The 16,266-nt window shown below is 72.3% G+C and carries 12 protein-coding genes; 10 read left to right on the forward strand and 2 right to left on the reverse strand.

Annotation, left to right across the window (positions count from 1 at the left end):
* The first annotated feature begins 60 nt into the window (after positions 1-60).
* From QFZ64_RS03065 to QFZ64_RS03075, 3 genes are all read left to right on the forward strand, one after another.
* Positions 61-726, forward strand: coding sequence for a response regulator transcription factor (locus QFZ64_RS03065; RefSeq protein ID WP_307062040.1), 666 nt, complete (start codon positions 61-63; stop codon positions 724-726).
* Positions 727-893: 167 nt separating this feature from the next.
* Positions 894-1,097 (forward strand): cold-shock protein, encoded by a 204-nt coding sequence (locus tag QFZ64_RS03070; protein WP_307062042.1) that lies wholly within the window; start codon positions 894-896, stop codon positions 1,095-1,097.
* Positions 1,098-1,380: 283 nt separating this feature from the next.
* Positions 1,381-2,592, forward strand: a complete 1,212-nt coding sequence (locus tag QFZ64_RS03075) for a carbohydrate-binding protein (protein ID WP_307062044.1) — start codon at positions 1,381-1,383, stop codon at positions 2,590-2,592.
* A gap of 95 nt (positions 2,593-2,687) precedes the next feature.
* Here the strand turns inward: QFZ64_RS03075 and QFZ64_RS03080 are convergent, their stop codons facing one another.
* Positions 2,688-3,134: a peptidoglycan-binding protein gene (locus QFZ64_RS03080; protein WP_307062046.1), complete on the reverse strand. Its 447-nt coding sequence runs from the start codon at positions 3,132-3,134 to the stop codon at positions 2,688-2,690.
* A 342-nt stretch (positions 3,135-3,476) separates the two neighbouring features.
* On the opposite strand from QFZ64_RS03080, the gene QFZ64_RS03085 reads away from it, so the two are divergent.
* From QFZ64_RS03085 to QFZ64_RS03115, 7 genes are all read left to right on the forward strand, one after another.
* Positions 3,477-4,334, forward strand: coding sequence for a peptidoglycan-binding protein (locus tag QFZ64_RS03085; protein WP_307062048.1), 858 nt, complete (start codon positions 3,477-3,479; stop codon positions 4,332-4,334).
* The gene (locus QFZ64_RS03090) at positions 4,331-5,251 is read left to right on the forward strand and encodes an XRE family transcriptional regulator (RefSeq protein ID WP_307062050.1); all 921 of its coding nucleotides are present in this window, start codon (positions 4,331-4,333) and stop codon (positions 5,249-5,251) included. The genes QFZ64_RS03085 and QFZ64_RS03090 overlap by 4 nt, the downstream gene beginning before the upstream one ends.
* A 144-nt stretch (positions 5,252-5,395) precedes the next feature.
* Positions 5,396-7,786 carry an excinuclease ABC subunit UvrA gene (locus QFZ64_RS03095; RefSeq protein WP_307062053.1) on the forward strand — a complete coding sequence of 797 codons (2,391 nt, stop codon included), beginning with the start codon at positions 5,396-5,398 and terminating at the stop codon, positions 7,784-7,786.
* A 210-nt stretch (positions 7,787-7,996) separates the two neighbouring features.
* Positions 7,997-9,643 carry an MFS transporter gene (locus QFZ64_RS03100; RefSeq protein WP_307062056.1) on the forward strand — a complete coding sequence of 549 codons (1,647 nt, stop codon included), beginning with the start codon at positions 7,997-7,999 and terminating at the stop codon, positions 9,641-9,643.
* Positions 9,644-9,865: 222 nt separating this feature from the next.
* Positions 9,866-11,377: an MFS transporter gene (locus QFZ64_RS03105; RefSeq protein ID WP_307062058.1), complete on the forward strand. Its 1,512-nt coding sequence runs from the start codon at positions 9,866-9,868 to the stop codon at positions 11,375-11,377.
* Positions 11,378-11,657: 280 nt separating this feature from the next.
* Positions 11,658-12,527 (forward strand): NAD-dependent protein deacetylase, encoded by an 870-nt coding sequence (locus tag QFZ64_RS03110; RefSeq protein WP_307062060.1) that lies wholly within the window; start codon positions 11,658-11,660, stop codon positions 12,525-12,527.
* A 258-nt stretch (positions 12,528-12,785) separates the two neighbouring features.
* Positions 12,786-13,421 carry a GNAT family N-acetyltransferase gene (locus QFZ64_RS03115; RefSeq protein ID WP_307062062.1) on the forward strand — a complete coding sequence of 212 codons (636 nt, stop codon included), beginning with the start codon at positions 12,786-12,788 and terminating at the stop codon, positions 13,419-13,421.
* Positions 13,422-13,536: 115 nt separating this feature from the next.
* On the opposite strand, the gene QFZ64_RS03120 is transcribed toward QFZ64_RS03115, so the two are convergent.
* Positions 13,537-16,074 (reverse strand): discoidin domain-containing protein, encoded by a 2,538-nt coding sequence (locus QFZ64_RS03120; protein ID WP_307062065.1) that lies wholly within the window; start codon positions 16,072-16,074, stop codon positions 13,537-13,539.
* Positions 16,075-16,266: the final 192 nt, after the last annotated feature.

Genomic DNA, 16,266 nt, shown 5'->3' on the forward strand with positions numbered 1-16,266 from the left:
CCCCTGGCCCCTGGCCCCTGGCCCCTGACACCCGTATCCCGAGCCCCTGGAAGAGCGTCCATGACCATCCGCGTGCTGCTCGCCGACGACCAGACCCTGCTGCGGGCCACCTTCCGCATCCTGATCGACTCCTGTGCCGACATGGAGGTGGTCGACGAGGCCGCCGACGGCGCCCGGGCGGTCGAACTGACTCGCGCCCACCGCCCCGACGTGGTCCTGATGGACATCCGCATGCCCGGCACCGACGGTCTCGCCGCGGCCTCCGAGATCTGCGCCGACCCGGATCTGGCCGCCACCCGCATCCTGGTCCTGACCACGTTCCAGACCGACGAGTACGTGGCCCGGGCGCTCCGGGTGGGCGCGAGCGGCTTCCTCGGCAAGGACGTCTCCGCCGAGGCCCTCCTCGACGGCATCCGCACCGTGGCCGCCGGCGACGCGCTGCTCTCCCCGACGGCCACCCGCGCGCTGATCACCCGTTTCCTGGCCACGCCCGAGGCCGACGCCGGGGCGGTACGGGACGCGGGTGGCCTGACGGCCCGGGAGCGTGAGGTGACCGCGTTGGTCGCGGACGGCAAGTCCGACTCCGAGATCGCCCAGCAGCTGTTCCTCAGTCCGCTGACCGTCCGTACCCACGTCCAGCGCGCCAAGACCAAGCTGGACGCCCGCAGCCGCGCCCAACTGGTGGCCATCGCCTACCGGTCGGGACTGGCCCGGCCACCGCGCTGAGAGCGGCCGGGTCGGGGCCGAATGGGATCACCCCGGGCAGGAGGGCGTGTCGCCGGTCGGATAAACGCGGCGCCGGAGGGTAAAAAAGCTCAGGGCTCCTGCCGTCGCAGAAGCCGGGACGCGCCCACGTCGGGTCAGTCCCAGGACACCAACGAAGGACCAAGCGTATGGCCAGCGGTACCGTGAAGTGGTTCAACTCCGAGAAGGGCTTCGGCTTCATCTCCCAGAACGACGGGGGCCCGGACGTCTTCGCGCACTACTCCGAGATCAACGGCAGCGGGTACCGCGAGCTGGTCGAGGGAGAGCACGTCACCTTCGACATCGGGCAGGGGCAGAAGGGACCGCAGGCGCAGAACATCACGCGGGGCTGACCGTTCCCCCGCCCGTACGGCCCTGACCGTCCGTCGGGTTTGTCCCTGAGCACCGTCGCGGTGCCCGGTCCACGCAGGTGCGTGGACCGGGCACCGCGGCCGTTTCCGGCCATGTCCACGATCGGGTCGACGACCGAACCCGCGGCCGGACCGACAACCGGACCGACGGCCGGCGGGGGAATCCGCGACCGGACCGCACTTGGTCTAGTCCAATCTATTGACGTGACCCCAACAGGCTCAGCAAGCTGGGACTTCTCCCCACAGCCCCACCTGGAGGCACACAGTGAGACGTCTTCGCGCATGTCTGGGCGCGGCCGCCGCCGTCGGAATCGTCGCGGCAGGCTCGACCGCGCTGCTCGCGGGCAACGCCTCGGGCGCGACGAACGCGCTGAGCAACCGTTGGTACGCGGCCGCTCCCTATCTGATGCCGCTGGACAACGACCCGCCGGACGCGGCGGCCATCATGGACGCCACCGGACTCAAGTCCTTCCAGCTCGCGTTCATCCTCGCGCCCAACGGCGGCGGCTGCTCCCCCACCTGGGGCGGCACCTCCGCCGTCTCCTCGGACACCGCCGTGCAGGCGGTGATCAACAAGATCCGCTCCAAGAGCGGCGACGTCTCCGTCTCCATCGGCGGGTACGGCGGCACCAAGCTCGGCCAGGCCTGCTCCGACGCGGCCTCGACCGCCGCCGCGTACCAGCAGGTCATCACCAAGTACGGGCTGCACGCCATCGACTTCGACCTGGAGGAGCCGGAGTACGAGAACACGGCGGCGATCAAGAACGAGATCGGCGCGGCCAAGATCCTGCAGCAGAACAACCCCGGCCTCTACGTCTCCGTCACCACCGCGGGCACCACCGCGGACGGCACCGGCTGGTTCGGCAAGCAGATGCTGCTGGAGGCGAAGTCGCAGGGGTTCACCCCGAACAACTTCTCCATCATGCCGTTCGACGGCGGCTTCAACGGTGCCGCCTCCCAGACCGACGCGCTGACCAAGTTCAACAAGATCCTTCAGTCGACGTTCGGGTGGGACGAGGCGACCGCCTACGCCCACGAGGGCTTCTCCGGCATGAACGGCCGCAGCGACACCGGCGAGTACTTCGCGCAGTCCGACTTCCAGACGGTGCTCGACTACGCCACCAGCCACCACATGGACCGCTTCACGTTCTGGTCCCTCAACCGCGACCGGCAGTGCAGCCCGCCGGACAACGGGGGCCGCACGTCGGGCACCTGCTCCAGCGTGGCGCAGAACGCCTGGGACTTCGCCAAGTACTCGGTGAAGTTCGCGGGGGTCACCCCGCCCACGACCACGCCCACCCCGACGCCCTCGCAGCCGGGGACCGCGTGCAAGCCGGCGTGGAGCTCGTCGGCGGTGTACGTCAAGGACGACGAGGTCTCGTACGGGAAGCACAACTGGAAGGCCAAGTGGTGGACCCAGAACGAGACGCCCGGGGCGGCCGAGTGGGGCCCCTGGCAGGACGAGGGTTCCTGCTGATGTGACGGGCCGCCGCCCGCCGCCCCCGGCATGACCGGGGCGGCGGGCGGCGGCGTACCCACGACCGCGGGGAGCGGGCCTGCGGGCTTTCGGGCCTAGATGGCGTTGGCGAAGTTCTTGAACGCGGCCTGGGTGCCGGAGCCGGCGTCACCGTCGATGGCGCCGGTGTAGCCGTAGTTCTGCAGCAGCCGCTGCAGGGCCTTGATCGTGTTGGTGCCGGGGTCGCCGTCGATCGAGCCGGTGTAGCCCCAGTACTCCTTGAGGCAGCGCTGGAACGCCTTCCAGCTGTTGGTGCCGAGCTGCCCGTCGATGGAGTCGGTGTAACTCCAGTAGGTCGCCAGCCAGCGCTGGACGTTCTTGGCCTGGGCACTGGACAGGCCGAAGTTGTGGGTCGCGAGAATCCCTGTCTGCAGGCCGGCCACCGGGTGCGACGCCGGTGCGGAAGCCGCCTGGCTGGTTCCCGCGGTGGCCAGGCCGCCGGCCGCGATGCCGACTGCGGCGGCGAGACTGACGAGTGTCCTGGCCATGACGTTCGATCGCATGTGAGCCTCTTTCGTCCTTCGGGATCGGTCGTGAACGGGTCGTGATCGGTCCGTGGACCACCACCCCGGCGCCGTCGGCGACGAGGTGGCGGGAACCAGAGTGCGGTCCGGCCTCGGGCCGCCGCCACGGCTGTGGCCGAGGTGACGGCGGAACGGGACGTCCCACTCTTCGACCTGCGGGGACGCGGCCCGGCGGGACGGTGCTCCGGGACGGCCCGGGCCGAGCAGGCCGGCTCCGCGTGCGGCCGGGGGCCGTATACCGGTGCGGAGCGATGCGTACTGATGCAGAATGCGACTCAGCGACGGGCCACTGACCACGGCCCGCGCGCGAGTGGGGGGTTCATGTCGCGTTGGAAGCCGTTGTCCGCTGACCTCGACCCGCCGGTACGGCAGTTGGTGATCTGCTTACGCCGGCTGAAGGACCGCACCGGCCTGAGCCTGGCCCGGCTCGCGGAACAGACCGGCTACAGCGCGAAGTCCTGGGAACGCTACCTGGGCGGCAGGACTCTGCCACCGCTGGAGGCCGTGCAGGCGCTGGCCCGGCTCGCCGACACGGATCCGACCCCCCTCCTGGCCCTCCACGAGGTCGTCACCGCCGGCCGCGCGACCGCCCGCGCAACCGGCCGCACCGGGCGGTCGGCCCCGAACGGGAGGGCCCCGCGAGCCGAAACGGAAACCGGGCCCGGAGTGTGGCAACCCGAGGCGGCGCCCGAGCCCGGGGTGGAGCCGGCGGCCTCGGCGCAGGGCCCGCCCCGGGCACCGGGGCGGGCCCTGCGTGTCGCGCTGGTGGCCAGTGCCGTCGCCGCCGTGCTCGCCCTGTCCTCGGCCGCGCTGCTGGCCGTGCGGCTGCACGGCGGTGACGACGGGCCGGCCGCCGGCCCCGCCGTACCGCCCGCCGTGGCGGCCGCCGCGTCCGCCCCGGCGGAGGCCCGGTCCTACGGCTGCCACGTGCACCGCACCGACGGCCGCTGGTACGCGGGCAACAGCCGCACCCGGCGCACCGAGGTGGCGTACGGCAGCGTCGGACCGGACGTCGCCGAGGCGCAGTGCCTGCTGCGCCGGGCGGGCATCTCACCCGGCGGCATCGACGGCATCTTCGGCCCGCTGACCCGGTGGGCGGTCAGGGACTTCCAGAAGCGGTCCCGCCTGGCCGTGGACGGCCGGGTCGGGCCGCATACCTGGAAGGCGCTGCGGGGATGACGGGGACAACACGTCCCACCCCGGCGTCGACGCCGGCCGCGACGGCCTCGCCGGGCATCACCCGGCTGGCCTTCGCATTGCGGGAGCTGCGGACCCGCACGGGACTGAGCCTCGCGGCGCTCGCGGCGAAGACCGCGTACAGCAAGTCCTCCTGGGAGCGTTACCTCAACGCCCAAGCCCTGCCCCCGCGCCCCGCCGTGCGGGCGCTGTGCCGGCTGGCCGGCGAACCGGACAGCCGGTACCTGGCGCTGTGGGAGATCGCGGATTCGGAGTGGGGCGGCCGCGCCGAGGCGACGACGGCGGGCGCGGCCACGAGTGCCCCGACGCGGGCGACCGCGCCCCCGCCGCCGCACGTGCACGCACCGCCCGACGTGCGTACACCGGCCGCCGCGCCACTCCCGCCCGCGCGGGGCGCCCCGTCCGACCACCGGAGCGTGGCCGTGGTCGCGGTCCTCGCGTCGCTGTGCGCCGTGGTCTTCGGTGTGGTGGTGGTGGGCCTCCTGCTGCTCCCGCACCAGCGGAAGGCACCGTCCGCGCCCACCTCCGAGGCCGTCACCGGCCCGCTGTGCCGGGGCTCCGGCTGCGAGGGCAGAAGCCCGATGCGCCAGCGGTGCGCCTCCGCCCCGGCCACCCTCGCCTCCCGGCACACGTCCACCGGTGCCTGGCTGGAGCTGCGCTACAGCGGGGCGTGCGGGACGGGTTGGGCCCGCATGTGGGGAACGGCCGTCGGCGACCGGCTCGAGATGACAGCGGGCGAGGACCGGCCCGCCCGCGAGGCCCGGGTAAGAAGCCGGGGCGACGCGGACACCTACGTGTACACCCTCATGACCGCGACCGGCCCGGGAACCGTCGTACGGGCCTGCCTCCACCCCGCGGGCGGCGGCGCGCGGGAGTGCGTCGAGGCCCGCGTGCGCTGAGGCGCCGCGCCACCCGCCCCGATCGGTCAGTATTCGAGAAGCGTCGGCCGCCCGTGCCCGCATAGTGTGCTGTGCGGGGCCGGGACGGGGTTCCCGAGGGACCGGTGGACCGAACGACCGGTGGACGGCTACAGGGGAGAGACATTGAGCATCGTCACGAGCGCGGAGAACCAGGTTCCCACGCCGCACGCCGCCGACAGTCATGAGCTGATCCGGGTGCACGGGGCGCGCGAGAACAATCTCAAGGACGTCTCCGTCGAGATCCCGAAGCGCCGGCTGACCGTGTTCACCGGCGTCTCCGGCTCGGGCAAGAGCTCGCTGGTGTTCGACACGATCGCCGCGGAGTCCCAGCGGCTGATCAACGAGACGTACAGCGCCTTCGTGCAGGGTTTCATGCCGGCCCTCGCCCGCCCCGACGTCGATGTGCTGGACGGACTGACCACCGCGATCATCGTCGACCAGCAGCGGATGGGCGCCGACCCGCGTTCCACCGTCGGCACCGCGACCGATGCCAACGCGATGCTGCGCATCCTCTTCAGCCGGCTCGCCGTACCGCACATCGGCTCACCCAAGGCGTACTCCTTCAACGTCGCCTCGATCAGCGGGGCGGGAGCGGTCACCGTCGAGCGCGGCGGGCAGCAGGTGAAGGAGCGGCGCAGCTTCAGCATCACCGGCGGCATGTGTCCGCGCTGCGAGGGCCGGGGCACCGTCCAGGACTTCGACCTGACCCAGCTCTACGACGACGGCAAGTCACTCAACGAGGGCGCCCTGGAGGTACCGGGCTACAAGTCGGGCGGCTGGAACCACCGGCTGTACAGCGAATCGGGTCTGGTCGACCCGGACAAGCCGATCCGCGCGTACACCGAGCGGGAGCTGGCCGACTTCCTGCACCGCGAGCCGGTCCGGATGAAGATCGCGGGCATTAATATGACCTACGAGGGTCTGCTGCCGCGCCTGCGCAAGTCGATGCTGGCCAAGGACCGGGAGGGGATGCAGCCGCACATCCGGGCGTTCGTGGACCGGGCGGTCACCTTCGCCACCTGTCCCGAGTGCGACGGCACCCGGCTGAGCGCCGGAGCCCGGTCGTCGACGATCGACGGGGTGAGCATCGCGGACGCCTGCGCGATGCAGATCAGCGATCTCGCCGCCTGGGTACGCGGTCTCGACGAGCCCTCGGTGGCCCCGCTGCTCGACTCGCTGCGGCACACGCTCGACTCGTTCGTCGGGATCGGCCTCGGCTACCTCTCCCTGGACCGGCCGGCGGGGACGCTGTCGGGCGGCGAGGCGCAGCGCACCAAGATGATCCGCCACCTCGGCTCCTCGCTCACCGACGTCACCTACGTCTTCGACGAGCCCACCACCGGACTGCACCCGCACGACATCCAGCGGATGAACGGCCTGCTGCTGCGGCTGCGGGACAAGGGGAACACGGTGCTCGTGGTGGAGCACAAGCCGGAGGTCGTGGCGATCGCCGACCATGTCGTCGACCTCGGTCCCGGCGCCGGCGCGGCGGGCGGCACGGTGTGCTTCGAGGGCACCGTCGAGGAGTTGCGGTCGAGCGGCACGCTCACCGGGCGTCATCTCGGCGACCGGGCGGCCCTGAAGAAGAGCGTGCGCGAGTCGACCGGCACGCTCGCGATCCGCGGGGCGAACGCGCACAACCTGCGGGACGTGGACGTGGACGTTCCGCTCGGCGTGCTCACGGTCGTCACCGGCGTCGCCGGTTCCGGCAAGAGCTCCCTCGTCCACGGGTCAATCCCGGCCGGTGCGGACGTGGTGTCGGTGGACCAAGGGGTCATTCGCGGCTCGCGGCGCAGCAACCCGGCGACGTACACGGGCCTCCTCGACCCGATCCGCAAGGCGTTCGCCAAGGCCAACGGCGTGAAGCCGGCGCTGTTCAGCGCCAACTCCGAGGGTGCCTGCCCCACGTGCAACGGTGCCGGCGTCGTGTACACGGACCTGGCGATGATGGCCGGGGTGGCGACGACCTGCGAGGACTGCGAGGGGAAGCGGTTCGACGCGTCGGTGCTCGAGTACCGGCTCGGTGGCCGTGACATCAGCGAGGTGCTCGCCATGCCGGTGTCCGAGGCGCGGGAGTTCTTCGTGGCGGGCAAGGCGCGCACCCCGGCGGCGCACCGGATCCTCGAACGGCTGTCGGACGTGGGGCTCGGTTACCTCACCCTGGGCCAGCCGCTGACCACCCTGTCCGGAGGCGAGCGGCAGCGGCTGAAGCTCGCCACGCACATGGCCGGGAAGGGCGGGGTGTACGTCCTGGACGAGCCGACGGCGGGGCTGCACCTCGCCGATGTCGAGCAGTTGCTCGGCCTGCTGGACCGGCTGGTCGACTCGGGCAAGTCGGTGATCGTCGTGGAGCACCACCAGGCGGTGATGGCGCATGCCGACTGGATCATCGACCTGGGCCCCGGGGCCGGTCACGACGGCGGGCGGATCGTGTTCGAGGGCACACCCGCGGATCTGGTCGCCGCCCGCTCCACCCTCACCGGCGAGCACCTCGCGGCGTACGTCGGCGGCTGACCGCCGCACCGTTCGCCGGACCGGCCGTCCCCGTCATGGGGGCGGCCGGTCCGGCGTTTCCGGGCAGGCCCGCGCACGGCCGGGTACGCGCCGCGCGGGCCCCGGGCTCTGCAGGCGACGAGGTTTATTTGCACATGGGTGGGCAACGAACTAACCTGCACACCGATGGGTAATTAACTGTCCGACGCTCAACTCCTCCTGGAGCCCTCGATGCCGCTCATGGCGAACACACCGGCAGAGAAGACGGCCGGGCCCTACGCACGGCGCTGGTGGGCACTGCTCGTGCTGTGCCTCAGCCTGCTGCTCGTGGTCATGGCCAACACCTCCCTGATCGTCGCCGCCCCGGACATGACCGCCGACCTGCACCTCGGCAGCAGCGACCTGCAGTGGGTCATCGACGGCTACACCGTCCCGTACGCCGCGCTGATGCTGGTGCTCGGCGCGATCGGCGACAAGTACAGCCGCCGGGGCGCGCTCGTCACCGGTCTGCTGATCTTCGCGGGCGGCTCGGTGATGGGCAGCCTGGTGGACGAGACCGGGCTGGTCGTCGCCGCCCGCGCGGTGATGGGGGTGGGGGCCGCCGTCGTCATGCCGGCCACGCTCTCACTGCTGGTGGCGGTCTTCCCCCGGCAGGAGCGGGCCCGGGCGATCACCGCCTGGACCGCCACCTCCGGCCTGGCCATCGCGGTCGGCCCGCTGGTCGCCGGCCGGCTGCTGGAGACCCACGCCTGGGGCTCGACCTTCCTGGTCAACGTGCCCGTCGCGGTCGTCGCCGTGCTCGGCGCGCTCCTCCTCGTCCCGCCGTCCAGGGCACGGGACATGGGACGGATCGACTACGTGGGCGGTCTGCTGTCCATCGTCTCCGTCGGTTCCCTGGTGTACGCCCTCATCGAGGGCCCGCACTTCGGCTGGGGAGCCGGACCGGTCGTGGCGGCGGTGGTCGCGGCCGCCGGTTCCGTCGTCTTCGCCCTGTGGGAGCTGCGGCACCCGCGCCCCATGCTGGACGTCCGCCGGTTCACGCAGCGCCCCTTCGCGGGCTCGATGATCGCGGTGCTGTTCTTCTTCTTCGGCGCCTACGGCTCGATCTACTACCTCACGCAGTTCCTGCAGTTCGTCCTCGGCTACGGCCCCCTGGAGACCGGCGTCCGCCTGCTGCCGCTGGCCGGCGCGGTGTTCGTCGGTGCCGCGGTCACCGGCCGGCTCACCCCGAGGTTCGGTGTGCGGGCGACCGTCGTGCCCGGCATGGCCGTCGGCACGGTGAGCGTGTTGCTGCTCACCGGGATCGGCGCGGACGCCACGTACGCCGACTTCGTGCCGTCGCTGCTGCTGCTCGGCTTCGCGATCGGCCTGAGCGTCTCCCCCGCCACCGACACGATCATGGGGTCCTTCCCTGAGTCGGAGCTGGGCGTGGGCGGCGGCGCCAACGACACCTCGCTGGAGCTCGGCGGCGCGCTCGGTATCGCCCTCCTCGGCTCGCTGCTGGGCACGGCCTACCAGGACAGGCTCGGCGAGCTGATCGGTGGGCGGCTCCCGGCCGCCGCGCTGGACGCCGCCGGGGAGTCGGTGGGCGGCGGGCTCGCGGTCGCCGAGCGGGTCGCGAAGTCTCCCGAGGGCGGGCCCCAGCAGGCGCGGGCGCTGGTCGACGCGGTGCACGAGGCCTTCGCCCACGGTGTGGCGCACACCAGCCTCGTCGGCGGGATCATCATGGCCGCCGGTGCGCTGATCGTCCTCGCGGTGCTCCCGGGCCGGAAGGCCGGCCGGGCCGAGGGCACGGAAGACGCCGATGGCGCGGATGCCACGGAGGCCACGGAGGCCACGGAGGCCACCGGCGGCAGGGAGCACGTCGAAGCGGGTTGACCACCCCGGGGACGGGCCGTGTCCTGAGCGGCGCACGGACCCGGACGGCTCCGGACGGTGCCGGGCGCACGGGTGCCCGGCACCGTCTTCTCCCGTGCCGACGGCCGGGCGGGGTGTAAGCCGTGGTCACGGGATACCCGTCGCGGGATGTGGAGCGCGGCCCACCGGCCGCGGGCACGGGCACTCCCGGCCGGGGTGCCGCGGCGGTGGAAGGGAGTTCGGGTGGGCGGGCGCGCGCAGGCGGAGGAGTGGGGCGGGAAGCCCGCGGACACGACCGAGGCCGACCCCCGGCGCTGGAAGGCACTGTCGGTGACCCTGGTGGCCGGCTTCATGAGTCTGTTGGACGTCACCGTCGTCGCCGTCGCACTGCCCTCCATGCAGCGGGAACTGCACACCTCGGCCCCGGCCATCCAGTGGGTCGTCTCCGGCTACGCCCTCACCTTCGCCCTGGTCCTGGTCACCGCGGGCCGACTCGGGGACGCCCTCGGCAGGCGCCGCATCTTCCTGCTGGCCCTCACCGCCTTCGTGCTGTGCAGCGCGGCGGCGGGCGCCGCGCCCGATGTGACGCTGCTGGTGGTGGCGCGGCTGGCGCAGGGCGTCGCCGCCGGCTGCCTGGCGCCGCAGAACTCCGCGCTCATCCAGCAGATGTTCCGGGGCACCGAACGCGGCCGGGCGTTCGGCCTGTTCGGGGCGACGGTCGGCGTGTCCAGCGCGGTGGGCCCCGTGGTCGGCGGGCTCGTCCTCACCCTCGCCGGCGGGGAGGACGGCTGGCGCTGGCTGTTCTACCTCAACGTGCCTGTCGGCGCCCTCGCGCTCGTCCTGGGGCTGCGACTGCTGCCGCATGTGAAGCCCGGCCGACGCGAACGGCTCGACCTGCCCGGTGTCGCGCTGCTCGGCACCGGAGTGCTGGCCGTGATGCTGCCCCTGGTGATGGCGGAGTCCGGCGGCGTGCGGCGGCTGTGGTGGCTGTTCCCGGTCGGCGCGGCCCTGTTGGTGGGGTTCGCCCGCTGGGAGCGGCGGGTCGGCGCGCGTGACGGGCAGCCGCTCCTTCACCCCCGGCTGCTCACCTCCACCCGCGGGTACGCGGCGGGCGCCGCCATCGCCACGCTGTACTTCGTGGGCTTCAGCGGGGTGTGGCTGGTGTTCGCGCTGTTCTTCCAGAACGGCCAGGGCTACTCACCACTGCGGTCCGGGCTCGCGGTGACCCCGTTCGCCCTCGGCTCGGCCGCCGGTGCGGTGGTGTCCGGGCGGCTGGTGGAACGGCTGGGCAGGCTGCTGACGGTGTGCGGGCTCGTCGGTGTGGTGGCCGGGCTGGGAACGGCGGGCGCCGTACTGCGGCTGGTGCCCGGCGGAGCCGCGGTGTGGTGGGCGGCTCCGGCGCTCCTCGTCGGCGGGCTGGGCAGCGGCTGCGTCATCTCGCCCAACATCACCATGACGCTGCGGGACGTGCCGGTACGGATGGCGGGCGCCGCCGGGGGCGCCCTGCAGACCGGGCAGCGGCTGGGCGGAGCCGTCGGTACGGCGGCCCTGCCCGGGCTGTTCTACATGGTGCTGGGGCACGACGACCACCACTACCGCACGGCGCTCGCGGTCGCCCTCGGCTCCGGGCTGCTGCCGATGCTGTGCGCGCTGGCCCTGGCCGTCCACGACTGGCTGCGGGACCGCCGGGCGGAGAAGAGCGGCCCCCGCGCGCCCGAGGCGCCCCACGACCGCTCGCACGCCGGTCGGAGCTGAAACCTGTTCCCGGCCGAAAGCAGAGGCCCGCCCCGACAACTGTCGGAGCGGGCCTCGTCGGAGCGCTGGGCAGGCCTTGCACCTGCATTTCCCCGCAGGAAGCGGGGCGTCTTTCCTTGGACGACCAACGCCTGGGAATCTCCGCCTCGTTGGCGGCGCTTCCAAGATCTACTGTACCCCACTACGGGGGTCCGGCGCACATTCGTGCGAGGGTCCGGGCGACCGGGCGCGGGATCCACCGCCCCGCGCCTTCCCGACGTGGCGACGTACCCTGCCTTCCATGGACACAGCCCTCACTCCGGATCCCCCGCCCGACACCGGGCACGCCGGCGGGCTCGCGGCGGTGGAGCGGATGCTCGCCGGCGGGGGCGTCCTCGTACTGAGCGGGGCGGGGCTCTCCACCGAGTCCGGCATCCCCGACTACCGCGGCCCCTCCGGCAGCAGGCGCCGGCACACGCCGATGACCTATCAGGACTTCACCGGCAGCGAGGAGAACCGCCGCCGCTACTGGGCGCGCAGCCACCTCGGCTGGGAGTCGATCGGACGGGCGCGGCCGAACGCGGGGCACCGGGCGGTGACCCGCCTCGTCACGGCGGGTCTCGTCCGCGGTGTGATCACACAGAACGTGGACGGACTGCATGCCGCGGCGGGCACGCCCCAGGCGGTCGAACTGCACGGCAGTCTGCACCGGGTGATCTGCCTGAACTGCGAGAACACCGTCTCGCGCAGGCATCTGCACGAGCGTCTGGACGAGGCCAACCCCGCGTTCCGCGACCTCGCCGCCCGGGTGAACCCCGACGGTGACGCGGAGCTGGCCCCCGAGTGGGAGACGGCGTTCCGCACGGTGTCCTGCCAGGTGTGCGGCACGGGGACGCTCAAGCCGGACGTGGTGTTCTTCGGTGAGAACGTTCCCAAGCCGCGCGTGGCCCGCTGCTTCGACCTGGTGGACGCGGCGTCGGCCCTGCTGGTCACCGGCTCCTCCCTGACGGTGATGTCCGGCCTCCGCTTCGTGCGGCACGCCGCGAAGCAGGGCAAGCCGGTCGCCGTCGTCAACCAGGGTCCGACCCGCGGCGACGACCTCGCCGCCGTGCACCTGCACCTCCCCCTCGGCGAGACCCTCACCGGCCTTGCCGACCGCCTCGGGGCGTGAGCGGGAGGCTCCGCGGTGGCGAAGTCCGGCAGCCGGCGCAGTCGCGCGGCGTCGATCGGGCGGCGGGTCTCGGGGAGTCCGGGGGCATGCAGGGTCAGGACGTGCACCCGGGGCAGCGGGTCGTCCGGCTCCACCAGGGTCGCGCCGGCCCGGGCGACCTCGTCGGGCCGGCGTGGGGGTCGGCGACCGGAACGGTCGTGCCATGCACACGCGCAGGGCGCTCCCACGCCTTGTGGGAGCGCTCCCATATACGGGAGGATGCCGTGCATGGACACCCAGCCGAGAGTGCGCCCCTACCGCCGGTCGGACCGGGACGGGGTCGCCGATGTCTGCGTGCGCACCGCGGACAACGGCGGCGACTCGCGGCACCTCTACCCCGACCCCACTTTGATGCCGACCCTGTTCGCCCACCCGTACTGCCATCTCGACCCGGAGCTCGCCTTCGTCCTCGACGACGGACACGGCCGGGTCGGCGGCTACATCGTGGGCACGGCGGACACCGAGCGGTTCGCGACCCGATTCCGCGACCGGTGGCTGCCGTTGGTCGCCGGCCGCTTTCCCGAGCCGCGGGACGCGCCCGCCACGCCCACCGAGGAGATGGTGTCGCTCCTGCACCACCCGGAGCGGATGGTGCTGCCCGCCCTGCGGGACTACCCGGCGCATCTGCACATCGACCTGCTCCCCGCCTGGCAACGGCGCGGTCACGGCCGGGCGTTGATGCGCACGTTGCTGACCGCGCTGCACCGCCGCGGCGTTCCGGCGGTGCACCTGGGCATGGTCACCGCCAACACCGCGGCCCGGGCCTTCTACGACCGTCTCGGGTTCCATGTCCTCCCGGTGCCGGACCCGGGCGTGCTCACCTACCTGGGCAGGGGCACGGACCTCACCGACTGAGGCGCACGGATGCGCCCCGGGCGGGGCCCGCTCCGCCCGGGGCACATCAGGTTGTCACGACTGCGAGGGCCGTCACGGGAAGGAGGAGCCGGCTTTCACCCCTCCTCCCCCGGCATCATGGGAAGGACGTCACCTTGGAGGGGATCGTGTCCGTCCCCGACGTCGGCGCCCCCGTGTCGTTGACGACATGGGCGTACTGCCCCTTGCCGCCCAGCGAGATGACCATGATGTCGTGCAGCTTCACCCCGGCGGTCACGGGCACCTGGAAGCCGTGGTGCTGCACGATCGACGGATCGGACGTGAAGTTGCAGTAGCTGCCCAGACCCCAGGCCTCGTGCTGGGTGACGGTGTCGGCGACCTTGTAGGCCGCGTAGCCGACGATGCCGTCGTGGGTGACGGCGCCCGCGTTCGGGACGTCGTACGCCTTCTCGTTCTGGAAGAAGATCGTGCGCCCCCTCTCGCCGCTCCAGTACACGTCGTACTTGTTGAAGTGCTCCACGAACAGGCCGGTGGCCAGCACGTCGTCACCGTTGACGCGCAGGCCGTAGTCCGCGCGGTTGGTGTCCCAGCCGACGCCGTCGCCGTGGTCCGCGCGCCACAGCCAGGTGTGGTCGATGACGACGTCGTCGCTGTTGACCACGACCGAGTTGGTGGCCAGGCCGGGTCCCGCGCCGCCGACACGGACGAACACGTCCTGCATGGTGGTCGGGTCGGCGGCGTGGTCCGCGCCGGAGTTCGCCGGGCCGATCTGGAGCAGGGTGTCGGAGTTGGCGGCTCCGGCGTCGATGAGGAAGCCGGCCAGCCGCACCCCGTCGACGTCCGCCACGTGCATCGCGTCGACCCCGTGGTCGGGGACGAGCGTGGCGTAGCCGAGGCCGAGGACGACGGTGTCGGCCCGGTTGACGTTCAGGGTCTGGTCGAGGTGGTAGACCCCGGGGGTGAACAGCAGGTTCAGGCCCTGGTCGAGGGCCTGGTTGATGGTGGCGGCGGTGGCGCCGGGCTTGACCACGTAGAAGCGGTCGAGCGGGAGCGAGGTGCCGGCGTTCGCCGGCCAGGACACGCCGCGCGCGCCTGTGCGCTTGGCGGGCACGAACACCTTGTAGGCGCCGCCGTCCTGGTAGAGGAAGGGCTTCTCGCGCGAGACGGGGGTGGTGTCGAGCGTGGTGTACGGACCGCTGTCGAAGTTGGTCGCCGGGGCGCCCTGGACACCGGTGAACGTCATGTTCCACACGCCGTTGGTCCAGCCGCCGACCGAGCTGTCGCGGGTGTACCACTGCTGCTGGGAGTACGGGCCGACGGTGCCGTCGATCTTGGAGTCGGCAATGTAGCCGCCGGAGGCCCAGCCGTAGCCGTTGGGGGCCAGGTTGAGGCCGCCCTTGACGTGGATGCGGCGGAAGGGCGCGGCCTGGGCGACGGCCCAGCGGTCGGTGCCGTTGGACGGCGTGATGGCGAAGTTCTCCGCCGAACGCCAGAAGTTCTGGGTGGCGTTGCCGTTGAACCATCCGGCGTCGACCGTGACGTCACCGTTGATCTGCGTGTCGTCGGGGTTGAGACCGAGACCGGAGAGCGAGGTGTAGAAGCCGAGTTGGGCGTTGATGCCGTTGTACGTGCCCGGCTTGAGCAGGAACTGGTAGCGGCCGGAGCCGAACTGGGCGGTCTCCTGCTGGGCGAAGACCTGGTCGAACTTCTGCTGCAGGTTCGGGGTCGAGGGATCGACCACGATCACGTTCGGCCCGAGGTCGCCGCCGCCCTCGACGGGCGGGGTGCCGGTGGTGCCGGTGTGGACGGCGACCTCCCACAGGGAGTAGCCGTAGGCGGTGCCGCGGGCCGTGCCGTTGATGCGGACGTAGCGGCCCGAGCCGCTGACGTCGTAGGAGGCCTGGCCGCCGGTGGCGCCGGTGACGCTGCGCAGGGTGTTCCAGGTCGTGCCGTTGTCGGACGCCTGGATCTGGAAGTCCTTGCCGTAGGCGGCCTCCCAGTTGAGGTCCACCTTGCACAGGTCGCGGACCGAGCCGAGGTCGACCTGGACCCACTGCGGATCGGCGAACTGGCTGGCCCAGCGGGTGCCGGTGTCGCCGTCGAAGGCGGCGGAGGCGGGGGTGCCGGCGTTCTCGGTGGTGGAGGCCGAGGCGGGGCGGCCCTTGGCGGCATCGGCCGTGTCGCAGCCGGCGGAGGAGCCGCCGGTGGTGCCGAAGACCTGGAACTCGTAGAGGGAGTAGCCCCATTGGGTGGCGCGGTGGATGCCCAGCATCCGGACGTAGCGGCCCTGTCCGGAGACGTCGAGGGTGTCGGTGCCGCCGTCTCCGCCGGTGACGGACTTCAGGTCGTTCCAGGAGCTGCCGTCGGCGGAGATCTGGACCTTGTAGTCCTTGCCGTAGGCGGCCTCCCAGTCGAGGACGACCTTGCTGACGGAGGCGGTGGCGCCGAGGTCGACGCGCAGCCACTGGTCGTCGGTGGCGGCGGAGGACCAGCGGGTGGCCGTGTCGCCGTCGACCGCGTTGCCGGCCGTGGTGGCGCCGGTCTCGTCGGTGGAGGAGGTGGCCGTCCTGCCCTGGGAGAGGGGGGTGTCGGCCGCGGCGGCCGACGCGTGCGCGGGGAGGGTGACGAGCGCCGCCGCGGCGGCGAGCACGACACCCAGGACTCTGAGTCTCATCTGATTCCCTGCGGTGGGGTGGGTGGGGTCGTCCGCGGATCGGGGCATCCACGGACCAGTGGTGCGGACCAGTGCGCGAAAGGGCATGCCAAAGGCGCGCGGACGCTGCCCCGTTCGCTTAGTTCACGTCTTGATTTAACTCATGACAAGAGCGCGGGGGAAGCCTCGTGACACGGGAATCTTTTCCACCGC

The sequence above is a fragment of the Streptomyces sp. B3I8 genome, from assembly GCF_030816915.1.
GTDB lineage: Bacteria > Actinomycetota > Actinomycetes > Streptomycetales > Streptomycetaceae > Streptomyces.

What these genes read in the sequence shown, in the direction of transcription:
- QFZ64_RS03090 (WP_307062050.1), top strand. Translation starts at nt 4,331, where the DNA reads ATGACGGGGACAACACGTCCCACCCCGGCGTCGACGCCGGCCGCGACG.
- QFZ64_RS03080 (WP_307062046.1), bottom strand. Translation starts at nt 3,134, where the DNA reads ATGCGATCGAACGTCATGGCCAGGACACTCGTCAGTCTCGCCGCCGCA.
- QFZ64_RS03085 (WP_307062048.1), top strand. Translation starts at nt 3,477, where the DNA reads ATGTCGCGTTGGAAGCCGTTGTCCGCTGACCTCGACCCGCCGGTACGG.
- QFZ64_RS03065 (WP_307062040.1), top strand. Translation starts at nt 61, where the DNA reads ATGACCATCCGCGTGCTGCTCGCCGACGACCAGACCCTGCTGCGGGCC.
- QFZ64_RS03115 (WP_307062062.1), top strand. Translation starts at nt 12,786, where the DNA reads ATGCCGTGCATGGACACCCAGCCGAGAGTGCGCCCCTACCGCCGGTCG.
- QFZ64_RS03110 (WP_307062060.1), top strand. Translation starts at nt 11,658, where the DNA reads ATGGACACAGCCCTCACTCCGGATCCCCCGCCCGACACCGGGCACGCC.
- QFZ64_RS03120 (WP_307062065.1), bottom strand. Translation starts at nt 16,074, where the DNA reads ATGAGACTCAGAGTCCTGGGTGTCGTGCTCGCCGCCGCGGCGGCGCTC.
- QFZ64_RS03070 (WP_307062042.1), top strand. Translation starts at nt 894, where the DNA reads ATGGCCAGCGGTACCGTGAAGTGGTTCAACTCCGAGAAGGGCTTCGGC.
- QFZ64_RS03100 (WP_307062056.1), top strand. Translation starts at nt 7,997, where the DNA reads ATGCCGCTCATGGCGAACACACCGGCAGAGAAGACGGCCGGGCCCTAC.